Source organism: Halorubrum zhoui, from assembly GCF_051194155.1.
Lineage (GTDB): Archaea > Halobacteriota > Halobacteria > Halobacteriales > Haloferacaceae > Halorubrum.
On record NZ_JBLZNJ010000007.1, the window covers coordinates 90,834 to 108,320 of the forward strand.

The window sequence follows — 17,487 nt, forward strand, 5'->3', positions numbered from 1 at the left end:
TCAAAAGAGCGCCGCGGCCGCCGCCTCGGCCGTCTCGATGACGGGCCCGAAGCCGGGCAAGAGCAGCACCGTCGCGACCGCCGCGAACATCACCGCCGCGTATAGGGCCGTCGGGCGGCTGTCGATGACCTCCAGTGCGCCCGGCGTCGCCGGGTCGTCGAGGAACATCGCGCGGACGACGCGGCTGTAGTAGTACAGCGAGAGCACGCTGTTGACGGCACCGATCGCCGCGAGCCAGACGAAGCCGTTGTCGATCGCACCCAAGAACAGGAAGTACTTCGAAAAGAAGCCCGCGAACGGCGGGAGCCCGGCGAGCGAGAACATGAACACGGCCATCGCCGTCGACGCGAGCGGCGCGCGGCGCGCGAGCCCGCCGTAGTCGGCGAAGGTTCGCCCGACGCCCCACCGCTCGACCATCGAGACGAAGAGGAACGCACCGGTGTTCATGAAGCCGTAGACGAGCAGGTGCGCCATCGCGGCACCCATCACCGCGTGGTTGCCGCTGCCGCCCGCAGAGAGCGCCGCCAGCCCGATGAGCGCGTAGCCCGCGTGACCGATAGACGAGTACGCGAGCATCCGTTTGACCTCCTCTTGAACGGCCGCCGCGAAGTTCCCGAGCGTCATCGTCACCGCGGCGAGCACGCCGAACGCGAGCACCCAGTCGACGTTCGCCGCAAGCGACGCGCCGATCGGGAACGCCTCCGTGAAGACGCGGAAGGCGACCACGAACCCGGCCGCCTTCGACGCCGACGAGAGGAACGCACTCACGGGTGCGGGCGCACCCTCGTACGCCTCCGGCGCCCAGAAGTGGAACGGCACGGAGGCGGTCTTGAACGCGACGCCGCCGATGATCATTACGATGCCAACACCAGCGATGCCGGCGAGATCGCCGACCGAGCCGATGCCCGCGGCGACCCCCGAGAGCACGAGCGACCCGGTCGCCGCGTACACCAGCGAGATGCCGAAGAGGAACACCGCAGAAGAGAGCGCGCCGACGAGGAAGTACTTCAACCCGGCCTCGACGCTTCCGCGGTTCGACTTCGAGAACGCGACGAGCGCGTACGACGGCAGCGACACCATCTCCAAGGCGACGAACACGACCGCGAACGAGTTCGCGACCGCGAGAAGCGACATCCCCGTCGCCGCGAACAGGGTGAGCGAGTAGAACGCCGCCGGATGCGCGTGGTCGTCGAAGTAGTCGTGAGCGGCCACGACCACGAGTGCGGTCACCGACGCGAAGATCGCGGTGAAAAACAGCGACATGGTGTCGACTTTCACCGCGTCTGCGAACAGCGTGACCGCCCCACCGGTGTCGGCGTGACCGACGCCGGCGACGACGAACCACACGGTGACCGCGAGCGACGCCAGCGCACCGACGGTCCCGACGGTCGCAAGCACGGTGTTCGACCGCTCGTTCGGTCGGATCGTATCGACTAACAACAGCGCGAGCCCCGCGAGCCCCAACAGGAGTGCCGGCGAGAGCGACGCCCACGCCGGGAGCGCCTCATACATTGGCGCTCACCCCCTCGACGACCGGCATCGTCGCGTCGCGTATCATCTCGAAGACGAGGTCGGGAGCGACGCCGAGCACGATGATCGCCACGAGCAGCACCGCGAGCGGCGCGACGTCGTGGAACGGCGCACTGCCGACCTCGTAGTCGGTCTCGAGCCGGAAGGGGCCGAACAGCGTCTTCTGCATCGCCGACAGCAGGTAGCCGGCGACGATGACGATGCCGAACATCGCGAGCGCCGTGAAAACCGGCGCGTACGGGAGCGACGGGGCCCCGAACGAGCCGACGAAGATGAAGAACTCACCCGCGAAGCCGGCCATAAGCGGCAGGCCCATGTACCCGAACGCACCGGCGACGAGGATGCCGACGGTGACCGGCATGCGGTCTGCCATCCCGGCCATGTCGCCGACCATCCGCGTGTGCGTCGCGTTGTACACGACCCCGACAGCCATGAACATCAGCCCGGAGATGAGCCCGTGAGCCACCATCTGGAACGTCGCGCCGCCGACGCCGTACTCGGTGAAGACGACGAGCCCCAAGATGACGTACCCCATCGACGAGACGGACGAGTACGCGACGATGCGCTTGAGGTCCTTCTGTGCGAGCGCCAACATCGCCCCGTAGATCACGCTTATCACGGCGATCGCGGCTATCGGGACCGCCAACGCGGCGGCCTGGTCTGGTAACATCGTGAAGTTGTACCGCAACAGCGCGTACGTCCCCATCTTCAACAGGACGCCGGCGAGCAGCACCGACACCGGCGTCGGCGCCTCGACGTGAGCGTCCGGCAGCCACGTGTGGACGGGGACGACCGGCACCTTCACCGCGAAGCCGGCGAACATCGCGAGGAACGCCCCCATCGCGATCGTTCCGGGAGCGATCCCGAACCACGTCGAGAGCTCGCCCGCCGCGATGGCGGCCGTGATGGCCGGAAGGCCGAACGAGTCCACCGACTCACCGAGCGCGAACGTGAGCGCGGTGAACCCGATGAACATCAGGAGTGAGGCCGCGTTCGTGTACACGAAGAACTTGATCGCGGCGTACTTCCGGCGCGGCCCGCCCCAGATGCCGATGAGGAAGTACATCGGCACGAGGACGGCCTCCCAGAAGATGAACCAGACGAAGAAGTCGAGCGCGGTGAACACGCCGAGGAGGTTGGCCTCCATGAACAGCATCAGGCCGTAAAACTGGCTCTGGCGCTCGTCGATTGGCGTCCACGCGCTCAGGATGGCGAGCGGCACGAGGAACGTGGTGAGGACCACGAGCGGGAGGCTGATTCCATCGAGCCCGACGAACCACGACACCGTGCGGCCGCCGACCTCGATCCACTCGACCCGTGACTCGAAGGCGATCGTCCCGCCGGTGAGCGCGTTACCAGCGCCGTCGAACTGCGACCACGCGTAGAGCGCGCCCGCGAACGGGACGAGACTCACCGCGGCCGCGAGCCGACCGGCCCACGCGTCGGGCGCGACGAGCACGACCAGCGCGGCGAGGAACGTGAACCCGATGAGCGCCTCGAGTATCACAGGAACCACCCCCCGTCGAGGCCGAGCACGACCAACAACGCGAGCAGCCCCAGCGTGAGCATGGCGGCGTACTCAGAGACCAGTCCGGTCTGAATCCGACGCACTCGACTCCCGCCAGCGAGGCTCACCGACGAGACGCCGTTGACGACGCCGTCGATGATCCCCTGGTCGACGGTGTCGGCACCGCCGGCGACGTCTTCGATTCGATACGCGAGCCAGACCTGCAGTTCGTCGAGGTAGTAGTTGTTGTACAGCACGTCTTTGATCCCGCCGAGTTTGGCCGTGTGCTCCGTCGGCGACGGAACGTTGTAGAGCCGCCACGCCACCAGCAGACCGGTCAACGCCAAGCCGAGCGAGACGGCCGCGCCGACGAGCACCGTGGCGACCTCGCCGCCGACGACGTACCCGCTGCTGTACGGACCGATGTCGGCGTAGTGGTGCGAGGAAAGTCCCTCGATGCCGCCCCACTCGTTGTCCAGCCAGCGGTGAAGCAGGTCGATCCCCTCCACTCCGAGGACCTTCTGGACCGGCACCATGTTGATGAAGCCGGTGACGACGGCGAGCGAACCGAGGACCGTAAGCGGCCCTTTCACGTTCCAGCGAACGAGTTCGGGGTCGCGGGCCGTCTCGGAGCGAGGCTCGCCGTGGAAGGTCAAAAACACCATCCGGAAGGTGTAGAAGGCGGTGACGGGGACCGCGAGCAGCCCCATCAGGTAGCCACCGAACAGCAGCGGCTCGCCGGGCGCGTGGACGAGCGCCTCGTAGAGGATCTCGTCTTTCGACCAGAAGCCGGCGAACGGGAAGATCCCGGCGAGTGCGAGCGACCCGGCCAGGAAGGTGTAGTAGGTGACGGGGAGCTTCGAGCGCAGCCCGCCCATGTCCCACATGTCCTCGTTGTGGTGCATCGCGATGATCACGGATCCCGCACCGAGGAACAACAGCGCCTTGAAAAAGGCGTGGGTGGTGAGGTGGAACACCGCGGCCACGTACCCGCCCGCGCCGAGCGCGAGCATCATGTATCCGTACTGTGAGATGGTCGAGTACGCGAGCACCTGTTTTAGCTCGTCTTTCACCACGCCCATCGTCGCCGCGAACAGTGCGGTGAAGCCGCCGACGAAAGCGATGACCGCGAGCGTCGTCGGCGTCAGCGCGTAGAAGCCGTACATCCGCGCGACGAGGTAGACGCCCGCCGCGACCATCGTGGCCGCGTGGATCAGCGCAGAGACGGGCGTCGGACCCTCCATTGCGTCGGGCAGCCAGGTGTGCAGCGGGAACTGTGCGGACTTCCCGACGACCCCACCGAGCACGAGTAACCCGACGACGGTGAACCACGTCTGTGCGTCGAGGCTGCCAGGCGTCCACACGGCCTCACCGGACCCGTTGAGCGCCGCCTCGGCGAGCGCCGGGAACGATCCCTCGCCCGCGAACGCCGCCGTGCCGAACGTCGCGAACACCGCGACCACGCCGACCAAGAAGAAGTAGTCACCGAAGCGGGTGACCAAGAACGCCTTCTTCGCGGCCGACGGCGGGCCGGGCTCGCGGAAGTGGAAGCCGATGAGCAGGTACGAACAGAGCCCGACCAGCTCGAAGAACATGAACGCCATGAGCAGGTTGTCGGCGACGACGAACCCGAGCATGGAGGCGGTAAAGAGCCCGAGCCCGGCGTAGTACCGCGGCAGGCCGACCTCGCCCTCGTCGTTCATGTATCCAAGCGAGAAGACGTGCACCAAGAGCGCGACGAGCGACACGATGACCAGCATGAGCGCCGACAGCGGGTCGATGAGCGCGCCGAACGTGAGCGTGAACTGCTCGCCGGCGGCCCACACGTACAGCGTCTCGTTGTACGCCTCTCCGCCGGCGACCCTGACGGCGAGCAGCAGCGACAACAGCAGTGCGCCGCCAGTCGCGGCGATGCCCGAGAGCGCGCCGCCTCTCGGGAGGTACTGTCCCGCGCCGAGCGCGACGAGGAACGAGACGAACGGTAACAACACGACCGCCGGTACGTATGCGTCGAACATCTTACCACCTCATCTCCGCTGGAACCGTCACGTCGATGTCCCCGAAGTTACGATACAACACGAGGATGATCCCGATCCCGACCGCGACCTCGGCGGCCGCGAGCGCGATCACGAACAGCGCGAACACCTGGCCGGTGAGGTCACCGTAGTACAGCGCGAACGCGACGAAGTTGACGTTCGCCGCGTTCATCATGAGCTCGACGCTCATCAGAAAGTAGAGCGCGTCACGCCGGGTGAGCACGCCGAACAGCCCGACACAGAACAGCCCCGCAGCGAGCAACAGGTACCACGCGACCGGGATCACTACCGCTCACCCCCGTCGGTGAGCGCCTCGCCGATCGCCGCGACGACCGACCCGTCGTCCTCGCGACGCGCCAGGTAGATCGCGCCGTCGACGGCGACGTCGAGCGCCACGGCGACGATCAGAAACGCTGCCAGAAAGCCCTCCGACGGGATCGACGCGGCCTCGTCGAGGTTGAACAGCGCGTAGCCGACGTTGTGGACGACCGACGCGTCCGCCGGAAAGCCGGCGGCGTCGCCGAAGCCGGCCGAGAGCGTCGTCGCAGCCAGCACGGCGAACAGGCCGGCCACCGCGACGGCGGGTAGCAGTCGTCCGGACGGTCCGTCGGTACTCATCCGCTCGTCACCTCCGCGTCGTCGGCTCGGTCGGATCGCGTGAGCATCACGGCGAACGTGACGAGAATCAACACCCCGCCGACGTAGACGAGGATCTGCATGGCGGCGAGAAACTCCGCCTGCAACATCACGTAGTGCACCGCAACGCTCGTCAGGGCACCGCCCAGAAGCAGCGCGGCGTGAAACACGTCACGCGCGAGGACGACCCCGAGGCTGAACGCCAGCGTCACCGCGGCGAACAGCGCGAACGCGATGGTGTCGTAAACCATTGTGTACTTCTCCACTCAGCGGCCCTTTGAAGATTTCGAGATGGGGCCGGCGCAGTACCGCCCGAATACGGGTACCTCAGTGCGAGGCTGTCGTCACTGGTAGTCGAGTTCGCCGTCGCCCTCGCCGATCCACGCGCCACGGTCGGGGTTGCGAGACTCCAGCGGGTCGATCCCCTTGTACCACGGGACGTTCTTCAGTTGTTCTTTGTTGTAGACGAAGTCGTCTTTGGTGTCCGCCGTGAACTCGAAGTTCTGGGTCAACAAGATCGCGTCGACGGGACACACCTCCTCACACAGCCGACAGTAGATACACTGGCCGATGTGGAGGTTGTACTGTTCGCCGTTCCGTTGGTCGTCTTGGACGATCTGAATCGTGTCGTTCGGGCAGACGTTCTCACACTGTCGACACCAGATACACCGCTCCTGGCTGAACTTGTGGACGCCCCGGAAGCGCGGACTCACGTCCGGCGCCTCTTCGGGGTACTTCACCGTGAACGTGTTACCGTCCAGTGCGTGTTTCATCGTCGTCGCCATCGATTTCATGAGTCCGATCATATTACGCGATCACCCCCACGATTACGGCCGTGAGCACCAGGTTCGCAAACGACAACACCAACATCCCCTTCCAGCCGATCTCGATCAGCTGGTCGATGCGGACCCGCGGCAGCGCCGAGCGGGCCCACTGGGTGAAGAGGAAGAAGCCCCAGATCTTGGCCACGAACCAGAGGAACCCGATGCTCTCCGGGCCGGGGCCAGACGCGCCGCCGAGGAACGTCACCGCGAGGATCGCGCCGCCAAGGAAGATGTGCACGAACTCGCCCAAGTAGAACAACACGAAGTACGCCGAGGAGTACTCGGTCTGATATCCGGCGACGATCTCCGTGGGCGCCTCCGGGATGTCGAACGGGTTGCGCCCGATCTCCGCCATGTTCGCGGTGAGGAACAGGACGAACGCGAACGGGTTCACGAACGCGAACCAGCTCGGCACCTCGACGCCACCGACGCTGAACAGCACCGCGCTCTGTGCGGCGACGATCTCGCTCATCTGGAGCGTTCCCGCGAAGATCACGACGGACATCGCGGTGACGATGAGCGGGATCTCGTACGCGAGGTTCTGTGCCACCGCGCGGAGCCCACCGAGCATGGAGTACTTGTTGTTCGACGCGTACCCTGCCATCACCAGCGAGACCGAGGCGATGGAGGCGAACGCGAACACCAGCGCCAGCCCGACCTCGGGGTCCGCGAGCTGAAAGTTCACCGGCCCGAGCCGCCCCATCGGGATGACGGCGAAGCCGAGCAACGCCGACGCCGGTAGCACGGTCGGTGCGAGGTCCCACGTCGGGCGGTCGACACCCTCGGGAACGATGAGCTCTTTGGCGAGCAGCTGCACCGCCGATGCCGGGATGATGAGCAGCCCAAACGGGCCGACCCGGTCGACGGCGATCCGGTCGGTGAACGCGGCCGTGATCTTGCGTTTTGCCCACGGACCGGCGACGCCGGTGAACGCGAGCACGATGTTGCCGACGATCGCCGCCGCGACGAGCGCGGCGACGATCTCACCGAGTACGCCAGGGAGCCCGAACGTCTCCGTGAGGAACTCGGGGAACAGCTGGACGGAGGCGGTCCCCATCAGCGGTCCACCTCACCCAACACGATGTCGAGGCTTCCGAGCGCCGCGATCACGTCCGGGATGTACTCGCCGTTGGCCATCTCCGGCAGCGTCTGCAGGTTCGAAAAGCACGGCGAGCGGATCTTGAACCGCGCCGGCTTGTCGGTACCGTCCGACCGCATGTAGATCCCGAGCTCGCCTTTCGCCGCTTCCACGGCACGGTAGATCTCGGCGTCGTCGTCCGGGCGGAGCGTCCGCGGCACGTTCGCCTGGATCGTGCGCTCGTCTTCTGGCCAATCCTCGAGGAGATCGACGCACTGACCGATGATCTTCGCGGACTCTTCGACCTCCTGCATGCGCACGAGCAGCCGACTGTAGTTGTCACAGCCGTCCTCGGTCACGACGTCCCAGTCGAGCTCGTCGTAGTAGCCGTACGGGTCGTCACGACGCAGGTCGTAGTCGACGCCGGAGCCGCGCGCGACCGGACCGGTCGCGCCGTAGTTCTTCGCGACCTCCGGCGGGAGGATGCCGGTGTCGACCGTCCGCATCTGGAATATCTCGTTCGAGGTGACGAGGTTGTGGTACTCCTCGACGGAGCCGGGCAGCTGGTCCAGGAAGTCCCGGGTCTTCGAGAAGAACTCCTCGCGGGGCTCGGGGAGGTCCCAGACGACGCCGCCGAGCCGGAAGTAGTTGAACATCAGCCGCTGGCCCGTCAGGTCCTCTAGGAGGTCCTGGACGCGCTCGCGGTCGTTGATCGCGTACATGAACGTCGCGGTGAAGTCGCCGTTCACGTCGAGTGCGAACGTCGCCAGCGCGAGCATGTGTGCGGCGATACGACACATCTCTGCGCCCATCGTGCGGATCACCTGCGCGTACTCCGGCACCTCGATGTCCGCGAGGTCCTCGGCCGCGCGCGCGTATGCCCACTCGTTGAGCAGGCCCGCAGAGATGTAGTCCCAGCGGTCGGGGTACGGCATGATCTGGTGCCGGTAGGTGCCCGACTGTGCCATCTGCTCTTCACAGCGGTGGAGGTAGCCGATGTCCGGCTCGACGTCGACGACCTGCTCGCCGTCGAGCACCGTCTTCAGGTGGAGCACCCCGTGCGTCGCCGGGTGGTGCGGCCCGATGTTCAAGAACATCGTGTCCGACTCGGCGTCGCGGTGGTGATCTTGAAGCGGGTTCGCGTGCTCCGGCAGCGTCGCGATCTGTGGACGCTCTTGGTCGTAGCTCATCGAGAGCGGGTGTCCCTGCCACGTCTCGGGCAGCAGGATCCGCCGGAGGTCGGGGTGGTCGTCGTACTCGATGCCGATCAGGTCGTACGCCTCGCGCTCGTGCCAGTCGGCCGTGCGAAAGACGGCATCGGCAGACTCCGAAACCGGATCGTCTTTGTCGGCCGGCACGACGACGCTCACCTCTTGGGTCGGGTCGTCGAACTTCTTCAGGTGGTAGATCGACTCGTAGCGGTTCTCGTACTCCTGAGCGGTGACGAGCGAGAGGTGGTCGTAGCCGGCCTCCGTCTTGAGCGTCGAGAGCGTCTCCTGGACCGCATCCGGTCGGATCACGAATCCCGGGGCGTTCAGGTGGTCGTCGCGGTCGACGACGAGGTCGCCGAGCAGCGCCGCCAGCTCGTCCGGCGTCGGCTCGACGGCCGCGTCCGTCTCGGGGGTGTCTGGTGCTTCGAGGCTCATGGCGAATCGGCGAAGTTGTACCGCATGACGAGTTCGTCGTCGTCGATCTGGTCGGCGAGCTTCTCGACGAGTTCGTCACGGTCGAGGTCGGAGAACTGTTCTAACTCGTACGGCTTTACCGTCACCGGCGCGGCCTCGCCATTGGCGACGCGCTCTTGCAGCTTCGCGACGCCGTAGACGAGCGCCTCCGGCCGGGGTGGACAGCCCGGGACGTGGATGTCGATGGGGATGACCTCTTCGGCGCCCTTGATGACGTTGTATCCCTGCTGGAACGGGCCGCCGGAGATGGTACACGAGCCCATCCCGACGACGAACTTTGGCTCCGGCATCTGGTCGTACACCCGCTTCATCCGCGGGGCGAACTTCGAGACGATCGTTCCCGGAACGATCATCACGTCGGCCTGTCGGGGCGAGGCGCGGGGGACGCCGCTACCGAAGCGGTCGAGGTCGTGTTTCACCGCGTACGTGTGCATCATCTCGATGCTACAGCAGGCGATGCCGAACTGGAGCATGAACATCGACGAGCCGCGACACCAGTTCAGGAACTTATCGAACTTGGTGAGGATGAACGGCGAGGAGCCGAACGCCTCCCGCAGTCGGGAGTTGAATCGGTCGCCCTGACCGCTCATACGGCTGTCGCGGGTCTCCGTGACCACGCTCGATTCGTCGGTGATGAAGGGTTGATCGCTGCTCATGTGTTGATCTCACGCTCGGTCTTTCTGCGGGACGCACGGGGGCTGCGGGCCCACTGCACCGCGCCCGTCCGCCACGCCCAGACGAGTCCGATAGCGAGGATGCCGACGAACGCCAGCATCGGCCACAGCAGGTCCATCATCGGCACACCCGCTGCGACGGCCGGGCGGAAGATGACAGCCCACGGGAACAGCAACACGGTCTCGATGTCGAAGACGACGAACAACAACGCGACCATGTAGTACTGGATGTTGAACCGGATCCGCGTCCCTCCGGTGGGGGTCTCGCCGGACTCGTAGGTCGTACTCTTGCCGGTCTCAGGCACACTCGGGCGGAGCAACGCCGAGACCGTCATCATCCCGATCGGGATGAGGAGGCCGACGGCCGCCAAGGCGCCGATCGCTATCCAATCGCTCATGTAGGTCTCCGTAACACGACGAGATTCGAACTGCCCCCTGATAAGCGTTGAGTTGTGCAGAGCCCGGCCGTATGCGGTCGTCTCCGGCTGCGAGACGCGCCGACGGGCGACGCCCGCCGGTCGCTCACGCAGACCCGTCGCGGAAGGCGTCGACGCCGTCGTCGTGGAGCGACGCCGACGTCGCCGCGACGTCGGAGACGAGGGCGTCGTGATACTCCACCAACTGGTCCTCGAGCCACCCGTGTTCGCGCGCGAGTATCTGTGCCGCCGACAGCCCGGCGTTGAACGACTTTCCGGCGTCGACGGCGACGATCGGTGCTCCGGTGGGCATCCCGATGACGGAGTCGACGGACTTCTCTTGAACCGGGACGCCGATGACGGGGATCGGATACGCGATCGACGCCGTCATGTTCGGGAGGTCCGCCGACTTGCCGCCCGCCCCCGCGACGATGACGTCGATCCCGCGGTCGGCGGCCGTCTCGCCGTACGCGACCATGAGTTCGGGCGTCCGATGTGCAGAGACGACGTAGCTCTCGTAGGTGAATCGGGCGTCGGGTGGCGCCTCGAAGTCGGTCTGTTCGGCGAAGCCGAGCGTCGAGAGCGCCTCGACGGCACCCGCCATCGTCTCGAGGTCCGAGTCGGAGCCCATGACGATCCCGACGTCGGGAGTCGTCGCCGGGTCGACGTCGGCGGCCGCCTCGGTCTCGAGCCGCTCGATGAGGTCGTGTATCGAGGTCACGGGTGCGGCAAGGACACACGAGGAGTAAGTGGTTGCGGCTTCGAGCGGACACGGACGCGTCGCTCGAAGGATATCGTATGAGTGGTGGACGGCCGAGGTGGCCCGGCGTTCCGACCCGGGGTATCCCGGTTGCCTCCTCCACCCCGCGACCCGACGAGCGACGGGCGTCCGGCGGTGGGCTGCTCGCTTCCGCGCCTGACCCGGTATCGCCGGCGAACCGCGACGGACCGCTCCTTCGAGCGGGCGCCGCGGACCGCTGTCCCCGGCGGACGAGGCTTCCACGTTGGCTCTCGGGGCCCGCGCCGGTCCGACCGGACGCGCCCGGTGTTCGGTCCCCGCTGAAGACTGCCTCACGGGTGACGAGCGGGGCCTAACCGCCCGACCTAGTCCACATACACCTACCCTGGTAGCACATAAGGGCCTTTCGTTCGGCTGTGAACGTCGGGCGACGGTACCCGCCGGAGGCGTGTCCGTCGGCCGCTCGTCACGCGAGAGACGTTCGTGCGTAGACGCCGGCACACCCGGCGAGCAGCAGCGAGACGGCCGTCACCGCGGGCGCGTGCCACTGGAGCCAGCGGTACTCGCCGAAGACCGTCGTCGGCTCGACGCTGAGCGTCCAGAGGACGGCCAGAAGCGTCGTCACCGCACCCAACACGACGAGGACGCCCGTGAGCACCTCGGGGTCGACGTTCCCCTGCTCGACGGAGGCGAACACCACCGCGCTCACGAGCGCGAACAGCGCCACGCCGCCCGCGCCCACGGGGCCCGCGGCGTAGTAGGCGGTGAGCTGTGCGTCGAACCCCGAGACGAGCGCGTACGGCGCCGCCAGCAACAGGCCACAGAGGAGCCCGGCGGCGACGCCCGCCTGCCGAGCACGGTCGCGAACGGTCATACACGAGACTCTCCAAGCGGCGGCCTAAAAGGACCGGATCCCGGCCGTGAGTCCGCAGCGTTTTGCTCTCCGGGCACCGAAGACGGGATATGACACTCGACGTGGAGACGCCCGAGCCACCCGAGCTGGAGTCCGTCGACCCGAACGAGTACGAAGACGCCGAGGTGGGCGGCGACGAGTACCACCGCAGCGACATAGAGACGTTCCTCGCCGAGGGCGCCTGGGAGGAAGCGTTCGAGCAGTGGGCCGCCGACAGCGACATGGCGCCGTCGACCTGGCGGATCGTCGAGGACCTCGAGCTGATCGCGCGGTTCGACTTCTTTTGGGACGCCTTTGCCGACCGGGTCGGCTACCACGCGCCGGGGATCCCCGAAGACTGGAAGGAACGAGACTACCACGACGGGCTCGACTCCTGGAGCGTCGTCTCCGCGATCAACGCGGGACTGACCGAACTCGGCCAGATCGTCTGTGACGTCCTCAAAGCCGACTACGTCGACTGGGAGTCGGCGTACGAGGCACCCGACGACCTCCCGGACTTCGACGACTGACCGTGCGGTCCGAATCGTTCGCCCCGCCGGCGATCCCCGCGTTCGACGACGAGGCCGCGAGTGCCGCACAGGCACGACAGGATGCCCTCGCGAAGCCGCCCGGGAGCCTCGGCCGGCTAGAGGACCTCGCCGTCGCGATCGCTGGGCTCACCGGGAAGCGTCGACCGACGGTGTCGTCGCCGACCGTCGTCGTCGCTGCCGCGGATCACGGCGTGGTCGACCGCGGCGTGTCGGCGTACCCACCAGACGTCACCCGCGCGATGCTCGGCGCCTTCGCCCGCGAGGAGGCGGCGGTGTCGGCGATCGCAGACGTAGTCGGAGCCGACGTCGTCGTCGTCGACGCCGGCGTCGACGGGGATCCGGTCGGGTCTCCCGAGGGTGCCGCGTCGGTGGTCGACGAGCGGGTCGGTCGTGGAACCGCCGACCTCGCCGCGGACCCGGCGATGACGCGTCCCGACGCGGTCGCCGCGCTCGAGGCGGGGGTGCGAACCGCCCGGACCAAACTCGCAGACGCTGACCTCGTTGCGCTCGGTGAGATGGGTATCGGTAACACGACCGCAGCCGCCGCCATGACGGCGGCGGTGACCGGCGCGGATCCGGCGCGTGTCACCGGCTCCGGCACCGGTGTCGGCGCGGAGGGTCGAGCACGCAAGGTGGCGGTCGTCGAGCGGGCCCTCGGCCGGGCTGACCTCGCGGCGCCCGGCGCGCGCGACCCGGTCGCGGTGCTTCGGCACGTCGGCGGCTACGAGCTCGGCCTGCTCGCCGGTGTCGCCCTCGGCTGCGCGGCGGATCGGACACCCGTCGTCGTCGACGGCGTGGTCTCCGGTGCGGCCGCGCTCCTCGCCGATGCGCTCGCCGGGGCGGTCCGACCGTACCTTCTCCCGTCGCACGCGGGTGCCGAGCCGGGGCACGCGATCCAGTTGGGGGCGCTCGATCTCGACCCCCTGTTCGATCACGACCTCCGGCTGGGAGAGGGGTCTGGCGCGGCGCTGGCGATCGCGACGTACCGGGCAGCGTGTGCGACACACGATCGGATGGCGACGCTCGCCGACCTCACGGCCGCCGACCGCACGACCGACGGCTGAGCGACCGTCGCCGGTGGTCGGCGCTCTGTCCGAGGTGACCCAGGCCTGCCGGCCGGTCCGTCGTATTCAAATACGCGGGCGGGAACACTCAAGCATATGGAGCAGATCGACGACCAGTACACGCCCGCGGACGTCGAAGCCGCGGTCGACGACTACTGGGACGAGTCGGACGCCTACGAGGCGGCGGTCGAAGCGCACGCCGACGACCCGCCGTTCTTTTTCGTCGACGGCCCACCGTACACCTCGGGACAGATGCACCTCGGGACGGCCTGGAACAAGACCCTCAAAGACGCCGTCATCCGGCACAAGCGGATGACCGGCCATCGGGTCACCGACCGCCCCGGCTACGACATGCACGGGCTCCCGATCGAGGTGAAAGTCGAAGAGGAGCTCGGCTTCGAGAACAAACGCGACATCGAGGCGTACGGGATGGAGGCGTTCATCGAGCGCTGTACCGAGTTCGCCGAGCGAAACCGGGCCGCGATGGACGAGGACTTCAAGTCGATCGGCGTCTGGATGGACTGGGACGACCCCTACGAGACGATCGCACCGACGTACATGGAAGCCGCCTGGTGGGCGTTCTCGAACGTGACCGACGCGGGCCTCGTCGAACAGGGAAAGCGGTCGATCGCGCAGTGTCCGCGGTGTGAGACCGGGCTCGCGAACAACGAGGTGGAGTACGAGGACGTCGAAGACCCCTCGATCTACGTCAAATTCCCGCTTACAGAGCGCGAAGGCAGCCTCGTGATCTGGACGACCACGCCGTGGACGATCCCGGCCAACACCTTCGTCGCCGTCGACGAGGACCTCACCTACGCCGCGGTCCGTGCCGAGCGGGACGGCGACGAAGAGCTGCTGTACGTCGCCGCGTCCTGCGTCGAAGACGTCCTCGCTGCGGGTCGGTACGACGACTACACCGTCGAGGCCGAGCACGCCGGTGACGAACTCGTCGGCTGGGCGTACGACCACCCGCTCGCAGACCACGTCGCCGAGTACCCGGACGGAGATGGAGCGGGACGGGTGTACGCCGCCGACTACGTCGAGGCCGACCGCACCGGACTCGTCCACTCGGCACCGGGCCACGGCGAAGAGGACTTCAGACGGGGTCGTGAGCTCGGGCTCGAGGTTCACTGTCCGGTGAAACCGAACGGCGCGTTCACCGAGGCGGCCGGCGAGTACGCTGGGACGTTCGTTCGCGACGCCAACGACGCGATCGTCGAGGACCTGGTCGACGACGGCCACATGCTGGCCAACGAGACGCTGACACACAGCTACGGGCACTGTTGGCGGTGTGATACGGGGATCGTCCAGCTCGTCACAGACCAGTGGTTCATCTCGATAACCGACGTCAAAGACGAGCTACTCGCAAACATGGAGACCTCGGAGTGGCACCCCTCGTGGGCCCGAGACAACCGCTTCCGTGACTTCATCGAGGACGCCCCCGACTGGAACGTCTCACGACAGCGCTACTGGGGGATTCCCATCCCGATCTGGGTGCCCGAAGACGCGGAGCCGGGCCACCTCGACGACGACATGATCGTGATCGGGACCCGCGAGGAGCTGGCGTCGCGCGTCGAGGAGTCGATCGACCCGGAGACGATCGACTTACACCGGCCGTCCGTCGACGACCTGACCATCGTCGAAGACGGAATGACGTACCGCCGGGTTGAGGACGTCTTCGACGTGTGGCTCGACTCGTCGGTCGCGAGCTGGGGTACGCTCGGGTACCCGTCTTCCGAGACGGACTTCGAGGAGCTGTGGCCCGCAGACCTGATCATCGAGGCGCACGACCAGACCCGCGGCTGGTTCTGGTCCCAGCTCGGGATGGGGACCGCAGCGGTCGGCGAGGTCCCCTACGAGGAGGTGATCATGCACGGCTTCGCCAACGACGAGGACGGCCGGAAGATGTCGAAGTCCGTCGGCAACATCGTCACGCCCGAGGAGGCGATAGAGCGGGCCGGACGCGACCCGCTCCGAACGTATCTCCTCAGCCACGATCAACAGGGCGTCGACCTCGCGTTCGAGTGGGACGGCCTCGGTGAGATCCAGGGCAAGCTCAACATCCTCTGGAACGTCTTCCGGTTCCCCCAGGAGTACATGACGCTCGACGGCTACGATCCCGCGACGGCGAGTCTCGACGACGGCGAGCTGGCGCTCGTCGACGAGTGGGTCCTCTCCCGGCTGCAGTCGGTCGAACGGACGGTGACCGACGCGTGGAGCGAGTACCGGATCAGCGACGCGGTCACCACCCTGCTCTCGTTCGTCACCCAGGACGTCTCGCGCTTTTATATCAAGGCGGTGCGCGACCGCATGTGGGAGGAGGCCGACTCGGCCTCGAAACGCGGGGCCTACGCGACGCTGTCGGTCGTCCTCGACGAGGTGATCCGGCTGCTCGCACCGATCGCGCCGTACCTCACCGAGCGGATGTACCAGACGCTCGACGGCGAGTCGACCACCGTCCACGCGCTGTCGTACCCCGAGCCCGACGACGACCTGCACAATCGCGAGCTCGAACGCGACATCGCCGTCCTCCGCGACGTCGAAGAGGCGGCCGCGAACGCTCGCCAGCAGGCCGGACGGAAGCTTCGGTGGCCCGTGCCGCGGGTGATAGTCGAGACTGACGACGAGGCGGTCGCCGGCGCGGTCGATCGACTCGAAGCGCTCCTCGCGGACCGGGTGAACGCCCGGTCGGTGACCGCGACGGACCGATTCGACGAGCTCGTCGAGCGCGCACGGCCACAGATGGCCGCGATCGGGCCCGCGTTCGGTGCCGACGCCCAGGCGGTGATGACGGCCGTCGAGGGGGCCACCCGCGAGGGGGTCGAGAGCGGGCTCGTCGTCGACGGCGAGACCGTCGAGCTCGACGACGAGATGGTCACCTACGTCGCCGAACCCCCCGAGTCCGTCACGGGCGTCGACTTCGACGGCGGCACCGTCTACGTCGACACATCGCTGACGCCCGCCATCGAGTCGGAGGGGTACGCCCGGGACGTGATCCGCCGCGTCCAGGAGATGCGAAAAGAGCTCGATCTCGACGTCGAGGCGGCCATTCGACTCGGGGTCGACGCCGACGATGAGACGGTCGCCAGCGCGGTCGACGACCACGCCGACCTCGTCGCCGGCGAGGTCAGAGCGGCGGTGTGGCTCGACGACGCCGACGCCGCGGACGGGCTCGTTGAGACGTGGACCATCGAGGGCGAGACGGTCACGATCGGGATCGAACTCGCCGAGTGAGCCGCGGCCGGCGAGCGTGGTCGTTCGTCGGGGATCGTCGAACGCGACGACTGCGGGCGACCGGAGACCGACCGACGAGCGTCACTTCAAGCGCTCTTGGAGCACCGACGGGTGTGCTGCGGTGACGCCGTCGACGGCGAGTAGCTGGTCGTTGATCACGTCGCCGAGCTCGTCGCCGTCTTCGGCGCGGACTTCGGCCATCAGCATGTGGTCGCCAGACGAGGTGTACAACGCCTCCACGGCGTCGAGTCCTTTGAGCGCGCGGGTCGCCGCGACGTACTGTCCCGAGTCGACGTCCATGCCGACCATCGCGATCGACCGCGTCGAGAGCTTCTTCGGGTCGACGTCGGCGGAGTAGCCGACGATGACGCCCTCTTCTTCGAGCTTACGCACGTACTTTCGAACCGTCGGCTTCGAGACGTCGGCTCGGTCTGCGATCTCCCCACACGACGCCTGGGCGTCCTCTTCTAACACTGAGAGGATGCGCTCTTCCGTCGATACAGTGCTCATACGTGTACGTTGTCACCAATGAAAAAATACCTTGCGAACCCGAAAAGCCACCGGGCGAACACGAAATCGTCGTCGGTCGGTCGTCGACCGAGGGCGCGTCGACCGTCGAGC

17 protein-coding genes and 1 other RNA gene are annotated in these 17,487 nt (G+C 67.1%); 3 read left to right on the plus strand and 15 right to left on the minus strand.

Annotation, left to right across the window (positions count from 1 at the left end; translation table 11 throughout):
• The 14 genes from ACNTAO_RS11050 to ACNTAO_RS11115 all read right to left on the minus strand — a co-directional run bounded on the left by ACNTAO_RS11050 (position 1) and on the right by ACNTAO_RS11115 (position 11,999).
• Positions 1–1,512: an NADH-quinone oxidoreductase subunit N gene (locus tag ACNTAO_RS11050; protein WP_435162063.1), complete on the minus strand. Its 1,512-nt coding sequence runs from the start codon at positions 1,510–1,512 to the stop codon at positions 1–3.
• Positions 1,505–3,037 (minus strand): complex I subunit 4 family protein, encoded by a 1,533-nt coding sequence (locus tag ACNTAO_RS11055; RefSeq protein WP_435162064.1) that lies wholly within the window; start codon positions 3,035–3,037, stop codon positions 1,505–1,507. The genes ACNTAO_RS11050 and ACNTAO_RS11055 overlap by 8 nt, the downstream gene beginning before the upstream one ends.
• A complete protein-coding gene (nuoL, locus tag ACNTAO_RS11060; RefSeq protein ID WP_435162065.1) occupies positions 3,034–5,055 on the minus strand; it encodes an NADH-quinone oxidoreductase subunit L in 2,022 nt (673 codons plus the stop codon). Before nuoL ends, ACNTAO_RS11055 begins: the two co-directional genes overlap by 4 nt.
• A gap of 1 nt (position 5,056) precedes the next feature.
• The gene (gene nuoK / locus ACNTAO_RS11065; RefSeq protein ID WP_435162066.1) at positions 5,057–5,359 is read right to left on the minus strand and encodes an NADH-quinone oxidoreductase subunit NuoK; all 303 of its coding nucleotides are present in this window, start codon (positions 5,357–5,359) and stop codon (positions 5,057–5,059) included.
• Positions 5,359–5,691, minus strand: coding sequence for a hypothetical protein (locus ACNTAO_RS11070; RefSeq protein WP_435162067.1), 333 nt, complete (start codon positions 5,689–5,691; stop codon positions 5,359–5,361). Before ACNTAO_RS11070 ends, nuoK begins: the two co-directional genes overlap by 1 nt.
• A complete protein-coding gene (locus ACNTAO_RS11075; protein ID WP_435162068.1) occupies positions 5,688–5,960 on the minus strand; it encodes an NADH-quinone oxidoreductase subunit J in 273 nt (90 codons plus the stop codon). The genes ACNTAO_RS11070 and ACNTAO_RS11075 overlap by 4 nt, the downstream gene beginning before the upstream one ends.
• A 93-nt stretch (positions 5,961–6,053) precedes the next feature.
• Positions 6,054–6,515: a NuoI/complex I 23 kDa subunit family protein gene (locus tag ACNTAO_RS11080; RefSeq protein WP_435162069.1), complete on the minus strand. Its 462-nt coding sequence runs from the start codon at positions 6,513–6,515 to the stop codon at positions 6,054–6,056.
• 1 nt (position 6,516) lies between these two features.
• On the minus strand, positions 6,517–7,590 hold the full coding sequence (locus ACNTAO_RS11085) for a complex I subunit 1/NuoH family protein (RefSeq protein WP_435162070.1): 1,074 nt from the start codon (positions 7,588–7,590) through the stop codon (positions 6,517–6,519).
• Complete coding sequence (locus ACNTAO_RS11090; RefSeq protein WP_435162071.1) at positions 7,590–9,257, minus strand: NADH-quinone oxidoreductase subunit D; 1,668 nt, start codon at positions 9,255–9,257, stop codon at positions 7,590–7,592. The genes ACNTAO_RS11085 and ACNTAO_RS11090 overlap by 1 nt, the downstream gene beginning before the upstream one ends.
• Complete coding sequence (locus ACNTAO_RS11095) at positions 9,254–9,952, minus strand: NADH-quinone oxidoreductase subunit B (RefSeq protein ID WP_435162072.1); 699 nt, start codon at positions 9,950–9,952, stop codon at positions 9,254–9,256. The genes ACNTAO_RS11090 and ACNTAO_RS11095 overlap by 4 nt, the downstream gene beginning before the upstream one ends.
• Entirely contained in the window at positions 9,949–10,368 is a 420-nt protein-coding gene (locus ACNTAO_RS11100) for an NADH-quinone oxidoreductase subunit A (RefSeq protein WP_435162073.1), read from the minus strand. Before ACNTAO_RS11100 ends, ACNTAO_RS11095 begins: the two co-directional genes overlap by 4 nt.
• Positions 10,369–10,492: 124 nt before the next feature.
• Positions 10,493–11,107 (minus strand): 5-(carboxyamino)imidazole ribonucleotide mutase, encoded by a 615-nt coding sequence (gene purE / locus ACNTAO_RS11105; protein WP_435162074.1) that lies wholly within the window; start codon positions 11,105–11,107, stop codon positions 10,493–10,495.
• Between the two features lie 82 nt (positions 11,108–11,189).
• Positions 11,190–11,501, minus strand: an RNA gene (gene ffs / locus ACNTAO_RS11110) — signal recognition particle sRNA.
• Positions 11,502–11,591: 90 nt separating this feature from the next.
• Positions 11,592–11,999, minus strand: a complete 408-nt coding sequence (locus ACNTAO_RS11115; protein ID WP_435162075.1) for a DUF7548 family protein — start codon at positions 11,997–11,999, stop codon at positions 11,592–11,594.
• An 89-nt stretch (positions 12,000–12,088) separates the two neighbouring features.
• Here ACNTAO_RS11115 and ACNTAO_RS11120 point away from each other — a divergent pair, with 89 nt between their 5' ends.
• The 3 genes from ACNTAO_RS11120 (at position 12,089) to ileS (ending at position 16,866) form a co-directional block, all read left to right on the plus strand.
• The gene (locus ACNTAO_RS11120; RefSeq protein WP_435162076.1) at positions 12,089–12,547 is read left to right on the plus strand and encodes a DUF7992 family protein; all 459 of its coding nucleotides are present in this window, start codon (positions 12,089–12,091) and stop codon (positions 12,545–12,547) included.
• Between the two features lie 2 nt (positions 12,548–12,549).
• Positions 12,550–13,632 carry a nicotinate-nucleotide--dimethylbenzimidazole phosphoribosyltransferase gene (cobT, locus tag ACNTAO_RS11125; protein ID WP_435162077.1) on the plus strand — a complete coding sequence of 361 codons (1,083 nt, stop codon included), beginning with the start codon at positions 12,550–12,552 and terminating at the stop codon, positions 13,630–13,632.
• A gap of 96 nt (positions 13,633–13,728) precedes the next feature.
• Positions 13,729–16,866 (plus strand): isoleucine--tRNA ligase, encoded by a 3,138-nt coding sequence (ileS, locus tag ACNTAO_RS11130; protein WP_435162078.1) that lies wholly within the window; start codon positions 13,729–13,731, stop codon positions 16,864–16,866.
• 81 nt (positions 16,867–16,947) lie between these two features.
• Here the strand turns inward: ileS and lrpA1 are convergent, their stop codons facing one another.
• The gene (gene lrpA1 / locus ACNTAO_RS11135; RefSeq protein WP_435162079.1) at positions 16,948–17,376 is read right to left on the minus strand and encodes an HTH-type transcriptional regulator LrpA1; all 429 of its coding nucleotides are present in this window, start codon (positions 17,374–17,376) and stop codon (positions 16,948–16,950) included.
• Positions 17,377–17,487 lie beyond the last annotated feature (111 nt).

What these genes read in the sequence shown, in the direction of transcription:
- ACNTAO_RS11050 (WP_435162063.1), bottom strand. Translation starts at nt 1,512, where the DNA reads ATGTATGAGGCGCTCCCGGCGTGGGCGTCGCTCTCGCCGGCACTCCTG.
- nuoL (WP_435162065.1), bottom strand. Translation starts at nt 5,055, where the DNA reads ATGTTCGACGCATACGTACCGGCGGTCGTGTTGTTACCGTTCGTCTCG.
- ACNTAO_RS11070 (WP_435162067.1), bottom strand. Translation starts at nt 5,691, where the DNA reads ATGAGTACCGACGGACCGTCCGGACGACTGCTACCCGCCGTCGCGGTG.
- ACNTAO_RS11075 (WP_435162068.1), bottom strand. Translation starts at nt 5,960, where the DNA reads ATGGTTTACGACACCATCGCGTTCGCGCTGTTCGCCGCGGTGACGCTG.
- ACNTAO_RS11080 (WP_435162069.1), bottom strand. Translation starts at nt 6,515, where the DNA reads ATGATCGGACTCATGAAATCGATGGCGACGACGATGAAACACGCACTG.
- ACNTAO_RS11085 (WP_435162070.1), bottom strand. Translation starts at nt 7,590, where the DNA reads ATGGGGACCGCCTCCGTCCAGCTGTTCCCCGAGTTCCTCACGGAGACG.
- ACNTAO_RS11090 (WP_435162071.1), bottom strand. Translation starts at nt 9,257, where the DNA reads ATGAGCCTCGAAGCACCAGACACCCCCGAGACGGACGCGGCCGTCGAG.
- ACNTAO_RS11095 (WP_435162072.1), bottom strand. Translation starts at nt 9,952, where the DNA reads ATGAGCAGCGATCAACCCTTCATCACCGACGAATCGAGCGTGGTCACG.
- ACNTAO_RS11100 (WP_435162073.1), bottom strand. Translation starts at nt 10,368, where the DNA reads ATGAGCGATTGGATAGCGATCGGCGCCTTGGCGGCCGTCGGCCTCCTC.
- ACNTAO_RS11115 (WP_435162075.1), bottom strand. Translation starts at nt 11,999, where the DNA reads ATGACCGTTCGCGACCGTGCTCGGCAGGCGGGCGTCGCCGCCGGGCTC.
- ACNTAO_RS11120 (WP_435162076.1), top strand. Translation starts at nt 12,089, where the DNA reads ATGACACTCGACGTGGAGACGCCCGAGCCACCCGAGCTGGAGTCCGTC.
- ileS (WP_435162078.1), top strand. Translation starts at nt 13,729, where the DNA reads ATGGAGCAGATCGACGACCAGTACACGCCCGCGGACGTCGAAGCCGCG.
- lrpA1 (WP_435162079.1), bottom strand. Translation starts at nt 17,376, where the DNA reads ATGAGCACTGTATCGACGGAAGAGCGCATCCTCTCAGTGTTAGAAGAG.